This window comes from Pseudomonas algeriensis (genome assembly GCF_048847255.1).
In the GTDB taxonomy this organism is placed as follows: Bacteria; Pseudomonadota; Gammaproteobacteria; order Pseudomonadales; family Pseudomonadaceae; genus Aquipseudomonas.
Map to the genome: position 1 here is coordinate 1 of NZ_JBKKRK010000025.1, position 16,295 is coordinate 16,295.

Annotated in this window: 12 protein-coding genes; 7 read left to right on the forward strand and 5 right to left on the reverse strand. The window is 62.5% G+C overall.

What is annotated here, in order from left to right; translation table 11 throughout:
• Positions 1-398: 398 nt before the first annotated feature.
• From ACLK1G_RS24835 to ACLK1G_RS24855, 5 genes are all read right to left on the reverse strand, one after another.
• Entirely contained in the window at positions 399-1,325 is a 927-nt protein-coding gene (locus ACLK1G_RS24835; RefSeq protein ID WP_420767781.1) for a GGDEF domain-containing protein, read from the reverse strand.
• Positions 1,326-1,684: 359 nt separating this feature from the next.
• Positions 1,685-2,425: a YciK family oxidoreductase gene (locus ACLK1G_RS24840; protein WP_420767782.1), complete on the reverse strand. Its 741-nt coding sequence runs from the start codon at positions 2,423-2,425 to the stop codon at positions 1,685-1,687.
• 172 nt (positions 2,426-2,597) lie between these two features.
• Positions 2,598-3,269, reverse strand: a complete 672-nt coding sequence (mupP, locus tag ACLK1G_RS24845; RefSeq protein ID WP_420767783.1) for an N-acetylmuramic acid 6-phosphate phosphatase MupP — start codon at positions 3,267-3,269, stop codon at positions 2,598-2,600.
• A gap of 4 nt (positions 3,270-3,273) precedes the next feature.
• Entirely contained in the window at positions 3,274-3,972 is a 699-nt protein-coding gene (gene ubiG, locus ACLK1G_RS24850; RefSeq protein ID WP_039588851.1) for a bifunctional 2-polyprenyl-6-hydroxyphenol methylase/3-demethylubiquinol 3-O-methyltransferase UbiG, read from the reverse strand.
• Positions 3,973-4,032: 60 nt separating this feature from the next.
• On the reverse strand, positions 4,033-5,364 hold the full coding sequence (locus ACLK1G_RS24855; RefSeq protein ID WP_420767784.1) for a TRZ/ATZ family hydrolase: 1,332 nt from the start codon (positions 5,362-5,364) through the stop codon (positions 4,033-4,035).
• A 105-nt stretch (positions 5,365-5,469) separates the two neighbouring features.
• Between ACLK1G_RS24855 and mtnA the strand changes: the two genes are divergently transcribed.
• From mtnA to cmk, 7 genes are all read left to right on the forward strand, one after another.
• Positions 5,470-6,546 carry an S-methyl-5-thioribose-1-phosphate isomerase gene (gene mtnA / locus ACLK1G_RS24860; protein ID WP_420767785.1) on the forward strand — a complete coding sequence of 359 codons (1,077 nt, stop codon included), beginning with the start codon at positions 5,470-5,472 and terminating at the stop codon, positions 6,544-6,546.
• A gap of 421 nt (positions 6,547-6,967) precedes the next feature.
• Positions 6,968-9,631, forward strand: a complete 2,664-nt coding sequence (gene gyrA, locus ACLK1G_RS24865) for a DNA gyrase subunit A (protein WP_420767786.1) — start codon at positions 6,968-6,970, stop codon at positions 9,629-9,631.
• Positions 9,632-9,950: 319 nt separating this feature from the next.
• Positions 9,951-11,036 (forward strand): 3-phosphoserine/phosphohydroxythreonine transaminase, encoded by a 1,086-nt coding sequence (gene serC, locus ACLK1G_RS24870; protein WP_420767787.1) that lies wholly within the window; start codon positions 9,951-9,953, stop codon positions 11,034-11,036.
• A complete protein-coding gene (gene pheA / locus ACLK1G_RS24875; RefSeq protein WP_420767788.1) occupies positions 11,036-12,130 on the forward strand; it encodes a prephenate dehydratase in 1,095 nt (364 codons plus the stop codon). Before serC ends, pheA begins: the two co-directional genes overlap by 1 nt.
• 13 nt (positions 12,131-12,143) lie before the next feature.
• Positions 12,144-13,256: a histidinol-phosphate transaminase gene (gene hisC / locus ACLK1G_RS24880; RefSeq protein WP_420767789.1), complete on the forward strand. Its 1,113-nt coding sequence runs from the start codon at positions 12,144-12,146 to the stop codon at positions 13,254-13,256.
• 28 nt (positions 13,257-13,284) lie between these two features.
• Entirely contained in the window at positions 13,285-15,492 is a 2,208-nt protein-coding gene (locus ACLK1G_RS24885) for a bifunctional prephenate dehydrogenase/3-phosphoshikimate 1-carboxyvinyltransferase (RefSeq protein WP_420767823.1), read from the forward strand.
• A complete protein-coding gene (cmk, locus tag ACLK1G_RS24890) occupies positions 15,489-16,178 on the forward strand; it encodes a (d)CMP kinase (protein ID WP_030141014.1) in 690 nt (229 codons plus the stop codon). The genes ACLK1G_RS24885 and cmk overlap by 4 nt, the downstream gene beginning before the upstream one ends.
• Positions 16,179-16,295 lie beyond the last annotated feature (117 nt).

Sequence of the window (16,295 nt, forward strand, 5' to 3'; positions counted from 1 at the left end):
GGCGCCATCGCGAGCAAGCCCGCTCCCACAGTGGTTTTGTGGTGAGTGAAGATCTTATGTACACCGCCAATCCCTTGTGGGAGCGAGCTTGCTCGCGATGGCGGGCTGGCAGTTAACCTTGTGTTGGCAGGCCCGGCCCCTTCGCGAGCAAGCTCGCTCCCACAGTGGTTTTGTGGGGATCGAAAATCTGATGTACACCGCCAATCCCCTGTGGGAGCGACCTTGCTCGCGATGGCGGTCTGGCAGTTAACCTTGCGTTGGCAGACCCGGCCCCTTCGCGAGCAGGCTCGCTCCCACAGTAGCTTTGTGGTGAGTGAAGATCTTATGTACACCGCCAATCCCCTGTGGGAGCGAGCCTGCTCGCGATGGCGGTGTGTCGGCGTCAAGCAGTTGGGGCTTCAGCCCGCCATCGTCAACCGGTTTCTGCCCTCGCGCTTGGCTACATACAGCGCACTGTCGGCTCGGCGCAAGAGGCTTTCGGCCGACTCGCCCGGCAGCAATGTCGCGCAGCCGAGGCTGACGGTCAGTTCAATCCTTGTCCCGCCGGCGAAATAATCCTGGGTCTGGGCGGCATAACGCAGCCGTTCGCCGACCATGGCCGCGGCATCCCGGCTGGTGTTGGCCAGCAGGATCAGGAACTCTTCCCCGCCAAACCGGAACACCATGTCGACATTGCGCAGATGGCTCTTGATCGAGTCAGCGACGGCCCTGAGCACTTCATCGCCGACACCATGCCCATGGGTGTCGTTGATCCGCTTGAAATGATCGATGTCCAGCATCAACAGCGACAGTGGCTGCATGTGGCGCCGGGCCATGTCGATCTCACGTTCCAGCGTCTGGTCCATCGCGATGCGGTTGCCGGTGCCGGTCAGCGGATCGCGTAGGGCGCTTTGGGTGGCGGCGCGGTAGAGCAAGGCGTTGCGCAGCGGAAAAAACAGCGAAGACAGTGTCGATTCCAGGTCGCTCTGTTCCGACTCGGTAAAGCGCTGATTGCGGCGGAACACCAGCTCACCCAGATGTTCGCCCTCATGGCTGAGGTTGTAGCTGAGGTTGTGGTGTCCGCGTTGGCCGAATTCCATACGCAGGTCGCTGGGCTTGTGCTGATACGCCAGCGCGTCCAAGGGCACCAGCCGTTGCACTTCGCGGAAGAACAAGCCAAGGATCCGTTGCGGTTCCAGGCTGGTCTGCAACTGTTGACCAAGTTGTTGGCGTAGTTGGGACAGGCTGACGGGCCGCGCCACGAGTGGAGACGGCTGGGCCAGGCCCAGGCGCTGCAACTTGGCGCTATCAAAGTCGATCGCGTTGGTCTGTGTGGGCGTTTTCATATGGCGTGAGCCCCTGAACTTTATCGATCCTGACCGGCGGGGGTGAGGTGGCCCTAGGCTACGCGTCGTACTGATCCATCAGTCCCGAAGGACACTGAGTTGAGTTTAGTCCGCTTTATCTGGCAGGCATAAACCCTTCGCAATGTTCGCTACTCGCCGGACACGGCGTGTTTAAAAGGGTTAGAGCGAAACTCGTGCCATTCAGTTCACCTTGATAAAAACCACTATTGAATCAAGGCGTTGATGACTGACGGTGGTCGTAATGCGAGCAAGCGGCGGCGACGGCTTGGCGTTTCGGTTGGGTGGCGCATCGAGGAAGGGTGCGTCGCGACGGTAAACCGCCGCGACGCGGATGGCTGTCACTGCGCGTTGAGCGCCTGGCCATTGACGCCCTGGCTGTCAGGTCCCATGAGGTACAGGTAGACCGGCATGATTTCTTCGGGTGTCGGATTGTTGAGCGGATTTTCTCCCGGGTAGGCCTGGGCCCGCATGCTGGTGCGGGTGGCGCCGGGATTGATGCTGTTGGAACGCACTGGCGCTACGGTGTCGACTTCGTCAGCGAGAGTTTGCATCAGCCCCTCGGTGGCGAACTTGGACACGCCATAAGCGCCCCAATACGCCCGGCCTTTGCGTCCGACGCTGCTGGAAGTGAACACCACGGAGGCATCCCTGGACAATTTGAGCAGCGGCAACAACGTGCTGGTGAGCATGAACATGGCGTTGACGTTCACTTGCATCACGCGCATGAAATTCTCGCCGGAAAGCTGCTCCAGCGGCGTGCGCGGACCAATGATCGAGGCGTTGTGCAGCAGCCCGTCGAGGTGCCCGAACTCGGTCTCGATCATGGCGGCCAGCTCATCGTATTGATGGGGCAGGGCAGTTTCGAGGTTGAAGGGAATCACCGCTGGTTGCGGATGGCCGGCCGCTTCGATTTCGTCATAGACCTGGGTCAGGTTGGCCTCGGTCTTGCCCAGCAACAGCACGGTGGCGCCATGGGCGGCATAAGCCTTGGCGGCAGCGGCGCCGATCCCGCGGCCGGCGCCGGTGACGAGAATGATGCGGCCTTCGAGCAGGTCGGGGCGGGCGGAGTAATCAAACATAAAGAAACCTCAACAATTGAAAGCTGCGCGGAACCTGCGGCAAGTGAGCTGTTGTGGCGAGGGAGCTTGCTCCCGCTCGGTGACGAAGTCGCCGTCGATTGACTCAGGGGACCGCTTCGCGCTCCAGCGGGAGCAAGCTCCCTCGCCACAAGAGCAAGCTCGCCGAATCCATTCAGCAACTGCACAACGCGTTATCCAGCACTTCACGCAGGGCCAGGGGATGGTCGATCACCACATCCGCGCCCCAGTGCTTGGGATTGTCGTCTGGATGGATATAGCCATAAGTGACCGCACAGGTCTTGGTGCCAGCGCCGCGGCCCGACTCGATATCGCGTAGGTCATCCCCCACGAACAGCACGCTGGCCGGGTCCAGGTCAAGCATCTTGCAGGCCAGGGTCAACGGTTCGGGATCCGGCTTGCTGTTTTTCACATGGTCGGGGCAGATCAACACTTTCGAGCGCTCGGCCAGGCCCAGCTGCTGCATGATCGGCTCGGCAAAACGTACCGGTTTGTTGGTGACCACGCCCCAGATAAGGTTGGCCGCCTCGATGTCGGCCAGCACTTCGGCCATGCCGTCGAACAGGTGACTGTGGACGGCGCACCCTTTGAGGTAACGGTCGAGGAATTCCTGGCGCAGTTCTTCGAAGCCCGGCGATTCGGGGTCCATCGAGAACGTCGCCGCAACCATCGCCCGGGCACCGCCGGATATTTCGTCGCGGATGTGCTGGGTGTTCATCGGCGGCAAGCCACGGTCGGCGCGCATGGCCTGGCAGATGGCGATGAAGTCGGGCGCGGTGTCGAGCAGCGTGCCGTCCATGTCGAAGAGAACCGCTTTGAGACGCATCGACTTATTCCTCGCGCAGGGTCTGGATCATGTAGTTGACGTCAACGTCGGCGGCCAGCTTGTAGTGCTTGGTCAGCGGGTTGTAGGTCAGGCCGATGATGTCCTTGACGGTCAACCCGGCCATGCGGCTCCAGGCGCCGAGCTCGGAAGGACGGATGAATTTCTTGAAGTCGTGGGTGCCACGCGGCAGCAGTTTCATGATGTATTCGGCGCCGATGATGGCGAACAGGTAGGCCTTCGGGTTGCGGTTGATCGTCGAGAAGAACACCTGGCCGCCGGGCTTGACCATCTGGAAGCAGGCGCGGATGACCGACGAAGGGTCCGGCACGTGCTCGAGCATCTCCAGGCAGGTGACCACGTCGAACTGGCCGGGCATTTCCTCGGCCAGGGCTTCGGCGGTGATCTGCCGATATTCCACGCTGACGCCGGATTCAAGCTGATGCAATTGCGCAACCGCCAGCGGCGCCTCGCCCATGTCGATGCCCATGACAGTGGCGCCACGCAGGGCCATGGCTTCGCTGAGGATGCCGCCGCCACAACCGACGTCGAGGACTTTCTTGCCCGCGAGGCTGACGCGCTCGTCGATCCAGTTGACCCGCAGCGGGTTGATGTCGTGCAGCGGTTTGAATTCGCTCTCGCGGTCCCACCAGCGATGGGCCAGGGCTTCGAACTTGGCGATTTCGGCGTGGTCGACGTTGCTCATGTGAAGATCCTCGAAAAACTTGAAAAATCAGTGACCCCAAGCCTTGGCTCAAAGGGCGTGCTATTCGTCCTGGCCGCTCACCCGCCGGCCCCAGGCCTGGGCCGTGGCAGTCAGTTGCGACTCGTCCATGCGAGTCAGGCGACCTTCCTCCAGCAATTGTTTTCCGGCCACCCACAGGTGTTTGACGCAATGCCGGCCCGTGGCGTAGATCAACTGCGAAACCGGGTCGTAGATCGGTTGTTGCGCCAGCCCGGACAGGTCGAAGGCCACCAGGTCGGCGGCCTTACCGACTTCCAGTGAACCGACCGTCGCTTCGATGCCCAAAGCCCGGGCGCCGTTGAGCGTGGCCATGCGCAGCGCACGGTGGGCGTCCAGGGCGGTGGCCGAGCCCGCAACGGCCTTCGCCAGCAGGGCGGCGGTGCGGGTTTCGCCCAGCAGGTCCAGGTCATTGTTGCTCGCCGCACCGTCGGTGCCGACCGCGACGTTGACGCCAGCCTGCCACAGGCGCTCCACCGGGCAGAAGCCGCTGGCCAGCTTCAGATTGGACTCTGGGCAATGGATCACGCTGCAGTTGTGTTCTACCAGCAGGGCCTGGTCTTCGTCGCTGACCTGGGTCATGTGCACCGCCTGGAAGCGTGGCCCCAACAGGCCAAGCCGCGCCAGTCGGGCCATCGGCCGCTCGCCGGTATTATCCACAGCCTGCTGCACTTCGAAGGCGGTTTCGTGAACATGCATGTGGATGGCCGCGTCCAGTTCTTCGGCGATCACCCGGATTTTCTCCAGGTTGTCGTCGCCCACGGTGTATGGCGCATGCGGGCCGAATGCGACTTTGATCCTCGGGTGGTGCTTGAGGTCGCCGAATAATTCGATGCCCTGACGAATGGCGTCGTCGGCGCTGGCGGCGCCGGGGATCGGAAAGTCGAGGATGGGAATGGCTATTTGCGCGCGGATGCCGCTGTTATGGACGCGGTCGCTGGCGACCTTGGGGTAGAAGTACATGTCCGAAAAGCAGGTGATGCCGCCCTGGATCTGCTCGGCGATCGCCAGGTCGGTGCCGTCGCGGACGAAATCCTCATCGACCCATTTGCCCTCGGCGGGCCAGATGTGCTGTTCGAGCCAGGTCATCAGCGGCAGGTCATCGGCCAGGCCGCGGAACAGCGTCATCGCCGCGTGACCGTGGGCGTTGACCAGGCCTGGGCTGAGCAGCATGCCGGGCAATTCGCGGACTTCAGCGGCGTCGCACCTCATGGCTTCGGCCCGTGGCCCGATGAACACGATGCAACCGTCGCGAATCCCCAGACCATGATCCTTGAGCACGACACCGGCGGGTTCGACAGGCACCAACCAGGTCGGCAGCAATAATAAGTCGAGCGCAACGGCAGGCTTGGGCATCGTGGAACGGTTCCATGAGTTATAAAGGAGGCGAAGTATACCCGAGCGTCTTCGCGGAGGGATCGCTATAATCGGCGGCTTTTGTTTCTGAGTGCGGGGTGAAGGATGCGCAATCGACTGTTGGCTGCGGAGAAGGTGAAGGCCATCGATTGGCGTGATGGCGCTCTTTATCTGCTCGATCAGCGTGTTTTGCCGTTCGAGGAGAACTGGAACGGCTACACCAGTGCGGCCGGCGTGGCCGAGGCCATCCGTTCGATGGTAGTGCGCGGCGCGCCGGCCATCGGCATCAGTGCCGCCTATGGCGTGGTGCTGGCGGCGCGGGCGCGGTTGGCCGAGGGCGGTGACTGGCAAGATGCACTGGAAGCGGATTTCGCCTTGCTGGCCGATTCCCGGCCGACGGCGGTCAATCTGTTCTGGGCGCTTGACCGCATGCGCGACCGCTTGGCGCGCCTCAAGGAGCATGCCGATCCACTGGCGGCCCTGGAGGCCGAAGCCATGGCGATCCACGAAAGCGATCGGGAGGCCAACCTGACCATGGCCCAGCTCGGCGTCGACCTGATTCGCAAGCATCAGGGCAACGCCCAGGCCATCCTGACCCACTGCAACACCGGCGCCCTTGCCACCGGCGGCTTCGGTACTGCGCTCGGGGTGATTCGCGGTGCATTCCTTGAAGGCATGGTCGAGCGGGTCTACGCCGACGAAACCAGGCCATGGCTTCAGGGTTCTCGGTTGACCGCGTGGGAACTGGCGAACGAAGGCATTCCGGTGACCCTCAACGCCGACTCCGCTGCCGCCCACATCATGAAGACCAAAGGTGTGACCTGGGTGATCGTCGGCGCCGACCGCATCACCGCCAATGGCGACGTGGCGAACAAGATCGGCACCTATCAATTGGCAGTCTGCGCCATGCACCACGGTGTGCGCTTCATGGTGGTGGCGCCGAGCTCGACCATCGACATGAACCTGGCCAGCGGTGAAGACATTCCCATCGAAGAGCGTGACGGCCGCGAATTGCTGGAAGTTGGCGGCAAGCGGGTCGGGGCCGATGCCGACGCCTTCAATCCGGTTTTTGACGTGACCCCGGCAGACCTGATCGACGCTATCGTGACGGAGAAAGGCATTGTTGAGCGGCCAGATGCGGCGAAGATGGCCCAACTGATGTGTCGCAAGCGGTTGCACTAAGGGCTTCGGCGCCTGAGCTGGCCCCATCGCGAGCAGGCTCGCTCCCACATTGGACGGCGTACGTTGCCCTGTGGGAGCGAGCCTGCTCGCGATGGGGCCGGCAAAGCCTGAAAAAACAGCCAAATCCGGCCACGAATCGCCATTCCCAGCGCCTCTGAGCTTCTCTCGTCCCTTTTCAGCCTGTCATCGGTCAACTAACTACGCACCATGCGCATCTGGGGGATAGGTGCGTGGCGGCTCTTGTGATAACATCCGGCGGTTTCCAAGGCTGCCTCGCGAGGTGGCCTTTACTGCGCAGATCCATGGCATAACTCGTTGATTTGTCGTAAGTCGCTGCTCGGCATTTGTCCTGCAGCGGCGAGCTTCGTTCGTCCCATCTGGACGTGACGAGGTTTCACCAGAAAAAGGAATCAGGCTTCTCATGGGCGAACTGGCCAAAGAAATCCTCCCGGTCAATATCGAAGACGAGCTGAAACAGTCCTACCTCGACTACGCAATGAGCGTGATCGTCGGGCGGGCGCTGCCGGATGCGCGCGATGGCTTGAAGCCCGTGCACCGGCGCGTGCTGTTCGCGATGAGCGAGCTGGGCAACGACTTCAACAAGCCGTACAAGAAATCCGCCCGTGTCGTCGGCGACGTGATCGGTAAGTATCACCCCCACGGCGACACTGCCGTGTACGACACCATCGTGCGGATGGCGCAGCCGTTCTCCCTGCGCTACCTGCTGGTGGATGGCCAGGGCAACTTCGGTTCGGTGGACGGCGACAACGCCGCGGCCATGCGATACACCGAAGTGCGCATGACCAAGCTGGCCCACGAGCTGCTGGCCGACCTGCACAAGGAAACCGTGGACTGGGTGCCGAACTACGACGGCACCGAGATGATCCCGGCGGTCATGCCGACCCGTATCCCGAACCTGCTCGTCAACGGCTCCAGCGGTATCGCCGTGGGCATGGCGACCAACATCCCGCCGCACAACCTCGGCGAAGTCATCGACGGTTGCCTGGCCCTCATCGACAACCCGGAACTGTCCGTCGATGAGCTGATGCAGTACATCCCCGGCCCGGATTTCCCGACCGCCGCGATCATCAACGGTCGCGCCGGCATCATCGAGGCCTATCGCACCGGTCGTGGCCGCATCTACATGCGCGCCCGCTCCACCGTTGAAGATATCGACAAGGTCGGCGGTCGCCAGCAGATCGTCATCACCGAGCTGCCGTACCAACTGAACAAGGCTCGCCTGATCGAGAAGATCGCCGAGCTGGTGAAAGAGAAGAAACTCGAAGGCATCACCGAGCTGCGTGACGAGTCCGACAAGGACGGCATGCGCGTCGTGATCGAGCTGCGTCGTGGCGAAGTGCCCGAGGTGATCCTCAACAACCTCTACGCCCAGACCCAGCTGCAAAGCGTGTTCGGCATCAACATCGTCGCGTTGATCGACGGCCGTCCGCGGATCCTGAACCTCAAGGACCTGCTGGAAGCCTTCGTCCGTCACCGCCGCGAAGTGGTTACCCGCCGTACCGTATTCGAGCTGCGCAAGGCGCGCGAGCGCGGCCACATCCTCGAAGGCCAGGCCGTTGCCCTGTCGAACATCGACCCGGTGATCGCCTTGATCAAGGCCTCGCCAACGCCGTCGGAAGCCAAGGAAGCACTGGTCAGCACCCCTTGGGAATCCAGTGCGGTAGTGGCGATGGTCGAACGCGCCGGTGCCGATTCGTGCCGTCCGGAAAACCTAGATCCGCAATACGGCCTGCGCGAAGGCAAGTACTTCCTGTCCCCGGAGCAGGCGCAAGCCATCCTGGAACTGCGCCTGCACCGCCTGACCGGTCTGGAGCACGAGAAGCTGCTGGCCGAATACCAGGAAATCCTCAACCAGATCGGCGAGCTGATCCGCATCCTCAACAGCGCCACGCGCCTGATGGAAGTGATCCGCGAAGAACTGGAAGTGATCCGCGCCGAATACGGCGACGTGCGCCGCACCGAAATCCTCGATGCGCGCCTGGACCTGACCCTGGGGGACATGATCCCGGAAGAAGAGCGCGTGGTGACCATTTCCCACGGCGGCTATGCCAAGACCCAACCGTTGGCCGCCTACCAGGCCCAGCGTCGTGGCGGCAAAGGCAAATCGGCTACCGGCGTCAAGGACGAGGACTACATCGCACACCTGCTGGTCGCCAACAGCCACACCACGTTGCTGCTGTTCTCCAGCAAGGGCAAGGTGTACTGGCTCAAGACCTACGAAATTCCCGAAGCATCCCGCGCCGCCCGTGGTCGTCCGCTGGTCAACCTGTTGCCGCTGGACGACGGTGAATACATCACCACCATGCTGCCGGTGGAGGAATACACCGAAGGTCACTACATCTTCATGGCAACCGCCAACGGCACCGTGAAGAAGACTCCGCTGGAATCCTTCAGCCGCCAGCGCAGCGTCGGCCTGATCGCCCTGGAGCTGGACGAGGGCGATGTGCTGATTTCCGCCGCCATCACCGACGGCGAACGCGAAGTCATGCTGTTCTCCGACGGCGGCAAGGTCACGCGCTTCAAGGAATCCGATGTCCGCGCCATGGGCCGTACCGCCCGTGGTGTGCGCGGCATGCGTCTGCCGGAAGGGCAGAAGCTGATTTCCATGCTGATCCCCGAAGAAGGCAGCCAGATCCTCACCGCTTCCGAGCGTGGCTACGGCAAGCGTACCGCCATCAGCGAGTTCCCCGAATACAAGCGTGGCGGCCAGGGCGTGATTGCCATGGTCAGCAACGAGCGTAACGGTCGCCTGGTTGGCGCGGTCCAGGTGCTCGACGGCGAGGAGATCATGCTGATTTCCGACCAAGGCACGTTGGTGCGTACGCGGGTCGACGAAGTCTCCAGCCTGGGTCGTAACACCCAGGGCGTGACGCTGATCAAGCTGGCCAAAGACGAAAAACTGGTCGGCCTTGAGCGCGTCCAGGAGCCTTCGGAAGTCGAAGGCGAAGAGCTGGAAGGCGAGGACGGCGTGGCGTTCGATGGCGCCCTCGGTGCCGATGTTGACGACGTCGTCGGCGACCAACCGCTCGATGCTGCCGCAGACGAAGAAGAGCCGCAGGACTAAGCGGGCACGCAGGGGGCGGATGAAAATTCGCCCCCTTGTTGTTTGTTCCGTTTGAAAATTTGCGACACTGCGCAATCCCTATGGGGACTGCCCCTCTCTTGAGGCTTGTTTGATTCATTGTGGTGAGGGAGCTTGCTCCCGCTGGGCCGGCTGGCGCTCCAGTGCGCAGCGGCCCCTATTTTTTGTGAGCGCTTCGCACTCAAGCGGGAGCAAGCTCCCTCGCCACGGATTCATCCATGTCTTGATTAAGCGGTAGCCCTGTAGGGCGGTGTGCGGACCAAAAGATTTATGTGACCACCAGATCAGAGCGAGATTGGATGTGAGCAAGAGAGCCTATAACTTCTGTGCCGGCCCGGCGGCGCTTCCCGAAGCGGTCCTGAAGCGTGCCCAGGGCGAACTTCTCGACTGGCATGGCAAGGGCCTGTCGGTCATGGAGATGAGCCATCGCAGCGATGAATTCGTGTCCATCGCCACCAAGGCCGAGCAGGACCTGCGTGATCTGCTGAACATCCCGTCCAACTATAAAGTGCTGTTCCTGCAGGGCGGCGCCAGCCAGCAGTTCGCCCAGATTGCGCTGAACCTGCTGCCGGAAAACGGCTCGGCTGACTACATCGACACCGGTATCTGGTCGCAGAAGGCCATCGAAGAAGCGTCGCGCTACGGTCACGTCAACGTGGCGGCCACCGCCAAGCCCTACGACTATTTCGCGATACCCGGCCAGAACGAGTGGAAGCTGTCCAAGGACGCGGCGTACGTCCACTACGCGCCGAACGAAACCATTGGTGGCCTGGAATTCAACTGGGTCCCGGAAACCGGTGACGTGCCGCTGGTGGCCGACATGTCCTCGGACATCCTTTCGCGTCCAGTGGACATCTCCCGTTTCGGCATGATTTACGCCGGGGCCCAGAAGAACATCGGCCCGAGCGGCATTCTGGTCGCGATCATCCGCGAAGACCTGCTCGGTCGCGCCCGCTCTCTGTGCCCGACCATGCTCAACTACAAGGTCGCGGCGGACAACGGCTCGATGTACAACACCCCGCCGACCCTGGCCTGGTACCTGTCAGGCCTGGTCTTCGAGTGGCTGAAAGAGCAGGGCGGTGTCGAGGCTATCGGCAAGCTCAACGAAGTGAAGCAGCGCACGCTGTATGACTTCATCGATGCCAGCGGCCTCTACAGCAACCCGATCAACAAGTCTGATCGCTCCTGGATGAACGTGCCGTTCCGCCTGGCGGATGATCGTCTCGACAAGCCGTTCCTGGCCGGCGCCGACGAGCGCGGCCTGCTGAACCTCAAGGGCCACCGCTCGGTCGGCGGCATGCGCGCCTCCATCTACAACGCCGTGGACATCAACGCAGTCAACGCGCTGATTGCCTACATGGCGGAGTTCGAGAAGGAACACGGCTGATGTCTGAGCAAGAACTCAAGGCGCTGCGCCTGCGCATCGATGCCCTGGATGAGAAAGTCCTGGAGTTGATCAGCGAGCGCGCACGCTGTGCCCAGGAAGTTGCCCGGGTAAAAATGGCCTCCCTGGCCGAAGGCGAAGTGCCGGTGTTCTACCGGCCGGAGCGCGAAGCCCAAGTGCTCAAGCGTGTCATGGAACGCAACAAGGGGCCGTTGGGCAACGAAGAGATGGCGCGCTTGTTCCGCGAAATCATGTCCTCGTGCCTGGCTCTCGAACAGCCGCTGAAAGTCGCTTACCTGGGCCCGGAGGGCACCTTCACCCAGGCAGCGGCCATGAAGCATTTCGGTCACGCCGTGATCAGCAAGCCGATGGCGGCCATCGACGAAGTCTTCCGCGAAGTGGCGGCCGGTGCCGTGAATTTCGGCGTGGTGCCGGTGGAGAACTCCACCGAAGGTGCGGTCAACCACACGCTGGACAGCTTCCTCGAGCACGATATGGTGATCTGCGGCGAAGTCGAGCTGCGCATTCACCATCACCTGCTGGTGGGTGAGAACACCAAGACCGACAGCATCAGCCGGATCTACTCCCACGCACAGTCCCTGGCCCAGTGCCGCAAATGGCTGGACGCCCATTACCCGAACGTCGAGCGCGTGGCGGTATCGAGCAATGCCGAGGCGGCCAAGCGGGTCAAGGGTGAGTGGAACTCGGCGGCGATCGCCGGCGACATGGCGGCAGGCCTTTACGAGCTGACGCGCCTGGCCGAGAAAATCGAGGACCGTCCGGACAACTCCACCCGGTTCCTGATGATCGGTAACCAGGAAGTCCCGCCGACGGGCGACGACAAGACCTCGATCATTGTCTCCATGAGCAACAAGCCGGGGGCGCTCCATGAACTGTTGGTGCCGTTCCATGATAACGGCATCGATCTGACGCGGATCGAGACTCGCCCTTCGCGCAGTGGTAAATGGACCTACGTGTTCTTCATCGATTTCGTCGGCCACCACCGCGATCCGCTGGTGAAAGGTGTGCTGGAGAAAATCAGTCAGGAAGCAGTGGCACTCAAGGTGCTGGGTTCCTACCCCAAGGCAGTTCTTTAAGGGCGGATAGCAAATGAGTGGCAACTTCCTCGCCCTGGCCCAGCCAGGCGTGCAACAACTTTCGCCCTACGTTCCAGGCAAGCCTGTGGACGAACTGGCCCGCGAGCTGGATCTTGACCCGGCCAGCATCGTCAAGTTGGCGAGCAACGAAAATCCGCTGGGCGCGAGCCCCAAGGCACTCGCGGCAATTCGCGACGAACTGGCCGAGCTGACGCGCTACCCCGATGGCAACGGCTTCGCCTTGAAAAGCCTGCTGGCCGAGCGCTGCGGCGTCGAGCTGAACCAGGTGACCCTGGGTAACGGCTCCAACGACATTCTCGAGCTGGTCGCCCGCGCGTACCTGGCGCCGGGCCTCAATGCCGTGTTCAGTGAACATGCGTTCGCGGTCTACCCGATTGCCACCCAGGCCGTCGGTGCCGATGCCCGTGTCGTTCCAGCCAAGGCTTGGGGGCACGACCTGCCCGCCATGCTCGCCGCCATCGACGCCAATACCCGCGTAGTCTTCATCGCCAACCCGAACAACCCGACCGGCACCTGGTTCGACGCCCAAGCCCTGGACGACTTCCTGCAGGACGTGCCCGAGCACGTCCTGGTGGTGCTGGACGAGGCCTACATCGAATACGCCGAAGGCAGCGACTTGCCCGATGGGTTGGATTTCCTCGCCGCCTACCCGAACCTGCTGGTGTCGCGCACCTTCTCCAAGGCTTATGGCCTGGCGTCGCTTCGGGTTGGCTACGGCTTGTCCACTGCGGTGGTGGCCGATGTGCTGAACCGCGTGCGCCAACCATTCAACGTCAACAGCTTCGCCCTGGCTGCCGCTTGCGCCGCATTGCAGGACGAAGCCTACCTGGCGCAAAGCCGTCGCTTGAACGAAGCCGGCATGCAGCAATTGGAAGCGGGCTTGCGTGAGTTGGGTCTGGGCTGGATTCCTTCCAAGGGCAACTTCATTTGTGTGGACGTTGGACGCGTCGCGGCGCCGGTCTATCAAGGCTTGCTGCGCGAAGGCGTGATCGTGCGTCCGGTGGCCAACTACGGCATGCCGAATCACCTGCGGGTCACCGTTGGCCTGCCGGCGGAAAACAGCCGTTTCCTGGAGGCGCTGAGCAAGGTCCTGGCTCGTGGTTGATGTCACCTTGCTGCAACCTGCGACCCCTATGATCGGTCGCCTGGTGGTGGTCGGCCTGGGGTTGATTGGCGGTTCGTTCGCCAAGGGCCTGCGTGAAAGCGGGCTGTGCCAGGAAGTCGTGGGCGTCGATCTTGACCCGCATTCACGCAAGCTGGCGGTAGAGCTGGGCGTGGTGGACCGCTGTGAAGACGATTTGCAGGTCGCTTGCCAGGGCGCGGATGTGATCCAGCTGGCGGTGCCGATCCTGGCCATGGAGAAACTGCTGGCCCGATTGGCCGGCATGGAGCTCGGGCAAGCGATTCTCACCGACGTCGGCAGTGCCAAGGGCAATGTTGTGCGGGCGGCGACCGAGGCGTTTGGCGGCGTGCCGGCGCGTTTCGTGCCCGGTCACCCGATCGCCGGCTCCGAACAGAGCGGGGTGGAGGCTTCCAATGCCGAGCTGTTCCGTCGTCATAAAGTCATCCTGACGCCGTTGGATCAGACGGACCCGGCGGCGCTGGCGGTGGTGGATCGCCTGTGGCGCGAGTTGGGTGCCGATGTCGAGCACATGCAGGTCGAGCGACACGACGAAGTATTGGCCGCCACCAGCCATTTGCCGCATCTGCTGGCGTTCGGTCTGGTGGATTCATTGGCCAAACGCAATGAAAATCTTGAGATCTTCCGTTACGCTGCCGGCGGTTTCCGCGATTTCACGAGAATCGCGGGTAGCGACCCGGTCATGTGGCATGACATCTTCCTCGCCAACCGTGAAGCTGTCCTACGCACACTCGATACATTTCGCAGCGACCTCGACGCCTTGCGCGACGCGGTCGATGCAGGGGACGGGCACCAATTGCTGGGCGTTTTCACACGTGCCAGGGTGGCCCGCGAGCATTTCAGTAAAATCCTGGCCCGTCGGGCCTATGTGGACGCTATGAACTCCAACGATCTGATTTTCCTGGCACAACCTGGTGGCTCCCTCAGTGGGCGGATTCGTGTACCGGGCGATAAATCGATTTCCCACCGTTCGATCATGCTCGGCTCGCTGGCCGAGGGCGTGACCGAGGTGGAAGGTTTCCTCGAGGGTGAAGACGCTCTGGCGACGCTGCAAGCGTTTCGCGACATGGGCGTGGTCATCGAAGGTCCGCACCACGGCCGCGTGACGATTCATGGTGTCGGCCTGCACGGCCTCAAGCCTGCGCCGGGCCCGATCTACCTGGGCAACTCCGGCACCTCGATGCGCCTGTTGTCCGGCCTGCTGGTCGCCCAGGACTTCGACAGCACCCTGACCGGCGATGCCTCGCTGTCCAAGCGCCCGATGAACCGTGTTGCCAACCCGTTGCGGGAAATGGGCGCGGTGATCGAGACCGCCGCCGAGGGCCGTCCACCCATGACCATTCGTGGTGGCAACAAGCTCAAGGGCCTGACCTACACCATGCCGATGGCCAGTGCCCAGGTGAAATCCTGCCTGCTGCTGGCGGGCCTCTACGCCGAAGGCAAGACGACGGTCACCGAGCCGGCTCCGACCCGCGACCACACCGAACGCATGCTGCGTGGCTTCGGCTACCCGGTCACGGTCGACGGCGCCACGGCGTCTGTTGAATCCGGCAACAAACTGACCGCGACCCACATCGAAGTGCCAGGCGATATCTCCTCGTCGGCATTCTTCCTGGTGGCGGCCTCGATCGCCGAAGGCTCCGACCTGGTGCTGGAGCATGTCGGCATCAACCCGACCCGTACCGGCGTGATCGACATCCTGCGCCTCATGGGCGCCGACATCACCCTGGAGAACCAGCGTGAAGTGGGCGGCGAACCGGTTGCGGACTTGCGCGTACGAGCGGCTAAACTCAAGGGCATCGAGATTCCGGAAGCGCTGGTTCCCCTGGCGATCGACGAGTTCCCGGTGCTGTTCGTGGCGGCTGCCTGCGCGGAAGGCCGCACTGTGCTGACTGGCGCCGAAGAGCTGCGGGTCAAGGAATCGGATCGCATCCAGGTGATGGCGGACGGCCTGCTCGCGCTCGGCGTCAAATGTGAGCCGACGCCGGATGGCATTATCATCGACGGCGGCCAGATGGGTGGCGGCGAGGTCCATGGGCACGGTGATCACCGTATCGCCATGGCCTTCAGTGTTGCGTCCCTGCGCGCCAGCGCGCCGATCCGCATCCATGATTGCGCCAACGTCGCCACGTCGTTCCCGAACTTCCTGGCGTTGTGCGCGCAGGTCGGTATTCGAGTAGCACAAGAGGCACAGTCGTGAACATCAAGGCACCGGTCATCACCATCGATGGCCCAAGCGGATCGGGCAAGGGCACCATCGCCGGCATGCTGGCCAAGCAACTGGGCTGGAATCTGCTCGATTCCGGTGCCCTGTATCGCTTGCTGGCCTTCGCCGCGGCCAACCATGGCGTCGACCTGACCAACGAAGAGCTGCTCAAGGCCCTGGCCGCCCATCTGGACGTACAGTTCATCGCGGCCACCGATGGCCAGTTGCAGCGGATCATCCTCGAAGGTGATGAAGTCAGTGATGTCATCCGCACCGAAAGCGTTGGCGCCGGGGCTTCCCAGGTCGCCGCGCTGCCGGCGGTGCGCGAAGCGTTGCTGCAACGCCAGCGGGCTTTCCAGGAGCCGCCGGGGCTGGTGGCGGACGGCCGGGACATGGGCACGGTGGTGTTCACCGATGCGCCGCTGAAGATTTTCCTGACCGCCAGCGCGGAGGAGCGGGCTCGCCGCCGATATTTGCAGTTGAAGGGCAAAGGCGAGGATGTTAGTCTGTCGAGTCTGCTAGATGAGATCCGTGCACGCGACGAGCGTGATACCCAGCGCGCAGTGGCCCCGCTAAAGCCGGCGGCCGATGCGATACAGCTGGATTCCACGGAGTTGTCCATCGATCAGGTGTTGCAACGCATCATGAGTGAAATCGCGCTTCGCGATATCGCCGGGTGACCAGGAAGCTCCGCAGGGGACCAGTCATAGTCCTGCGGTGCTTCTTATATATGAAACTAACCCACATCGTCTGGGGTGTGGAGATGGGCGTTTACTTCGCCCTAATCAACAGGAATT

What these genes read in the sequence shown, in the direction of transcription:
- ACLK1G_RS24835 (WP_420767781.1), bottom strand. Translation starts at nt 1,325, where the DNA reads ATGAAAACGCCCACACAGACCAACGCGATCGACTTTGATAGCGCCAAG.
- gyrA (WP_420767786.1), top strand. Translation starts at nt 6,968, where the DNA reads ATGGGCGAACTGGCCAAAGAAATCCTCCCGGTCAATATCGAAGACGAG.
- mtnA (WP_420767785.1), top strand. Translation starts at nt 5,470, where the DNA reads ATGCGCAATCGACTGTTGGCTGCGGAGAAGGTGAAGGCCATCGATTGG.
- ACLK1G_RS24840 (WP_420767782.1), bottom strand. Translation starts at nt 2,425, where the DNA reads ATGTTTGATTACTCCGCCCGCCCCGACCTGCTCGAAGGCCGCATCATT.
- ACLK1G_RS24885 (WP_420767823.1), top strand. Translation starts at nt 13,285, where the DNA reads ATGATCGGTCGCCTGGTGGTGGTCGGCCTGGGGTTGATTGGCGGTTCG.
- pheA (WP_420767788.1), top strand. Translation starts at nt 11,036, where the DNA reads ATGTCTGAGCAAGAACTCAAGGCGCTGCGCCTGCGCATCGATGCCCTG.
- ACLK1G_RS24855 (WP_420767784.1), bottom strand. Translation starts at nt 5,364, where the DNA reads ATGCCCAAGCCTGCCGTTGCGCTCGACTTATTATTGCTGCCGACCTGG.
- ubiG (WP_039588851.1), bottom strand. Translation starts at nt 3,972, where the DNA reads ATGAGCAACGTCGACCACGCCGAAATCGCCAAGTTCGAAGCCCTGGCC.
- hisC (WP_420767789.1), top strand. Translation starts at nt 12,144, where the DNA reads ATGAGTGGCAACTTCCTCGCCCTGGCCCAGCCAGGCGTGCAACAACTT.
- mupP (WP_420767783.1), bottom strand. Translation starts at nt 3,269, where the DNA reads ATGCGTCTCAAAGCGGTTCTCTTCGACATGGACGGCACGCTGCTCGAC.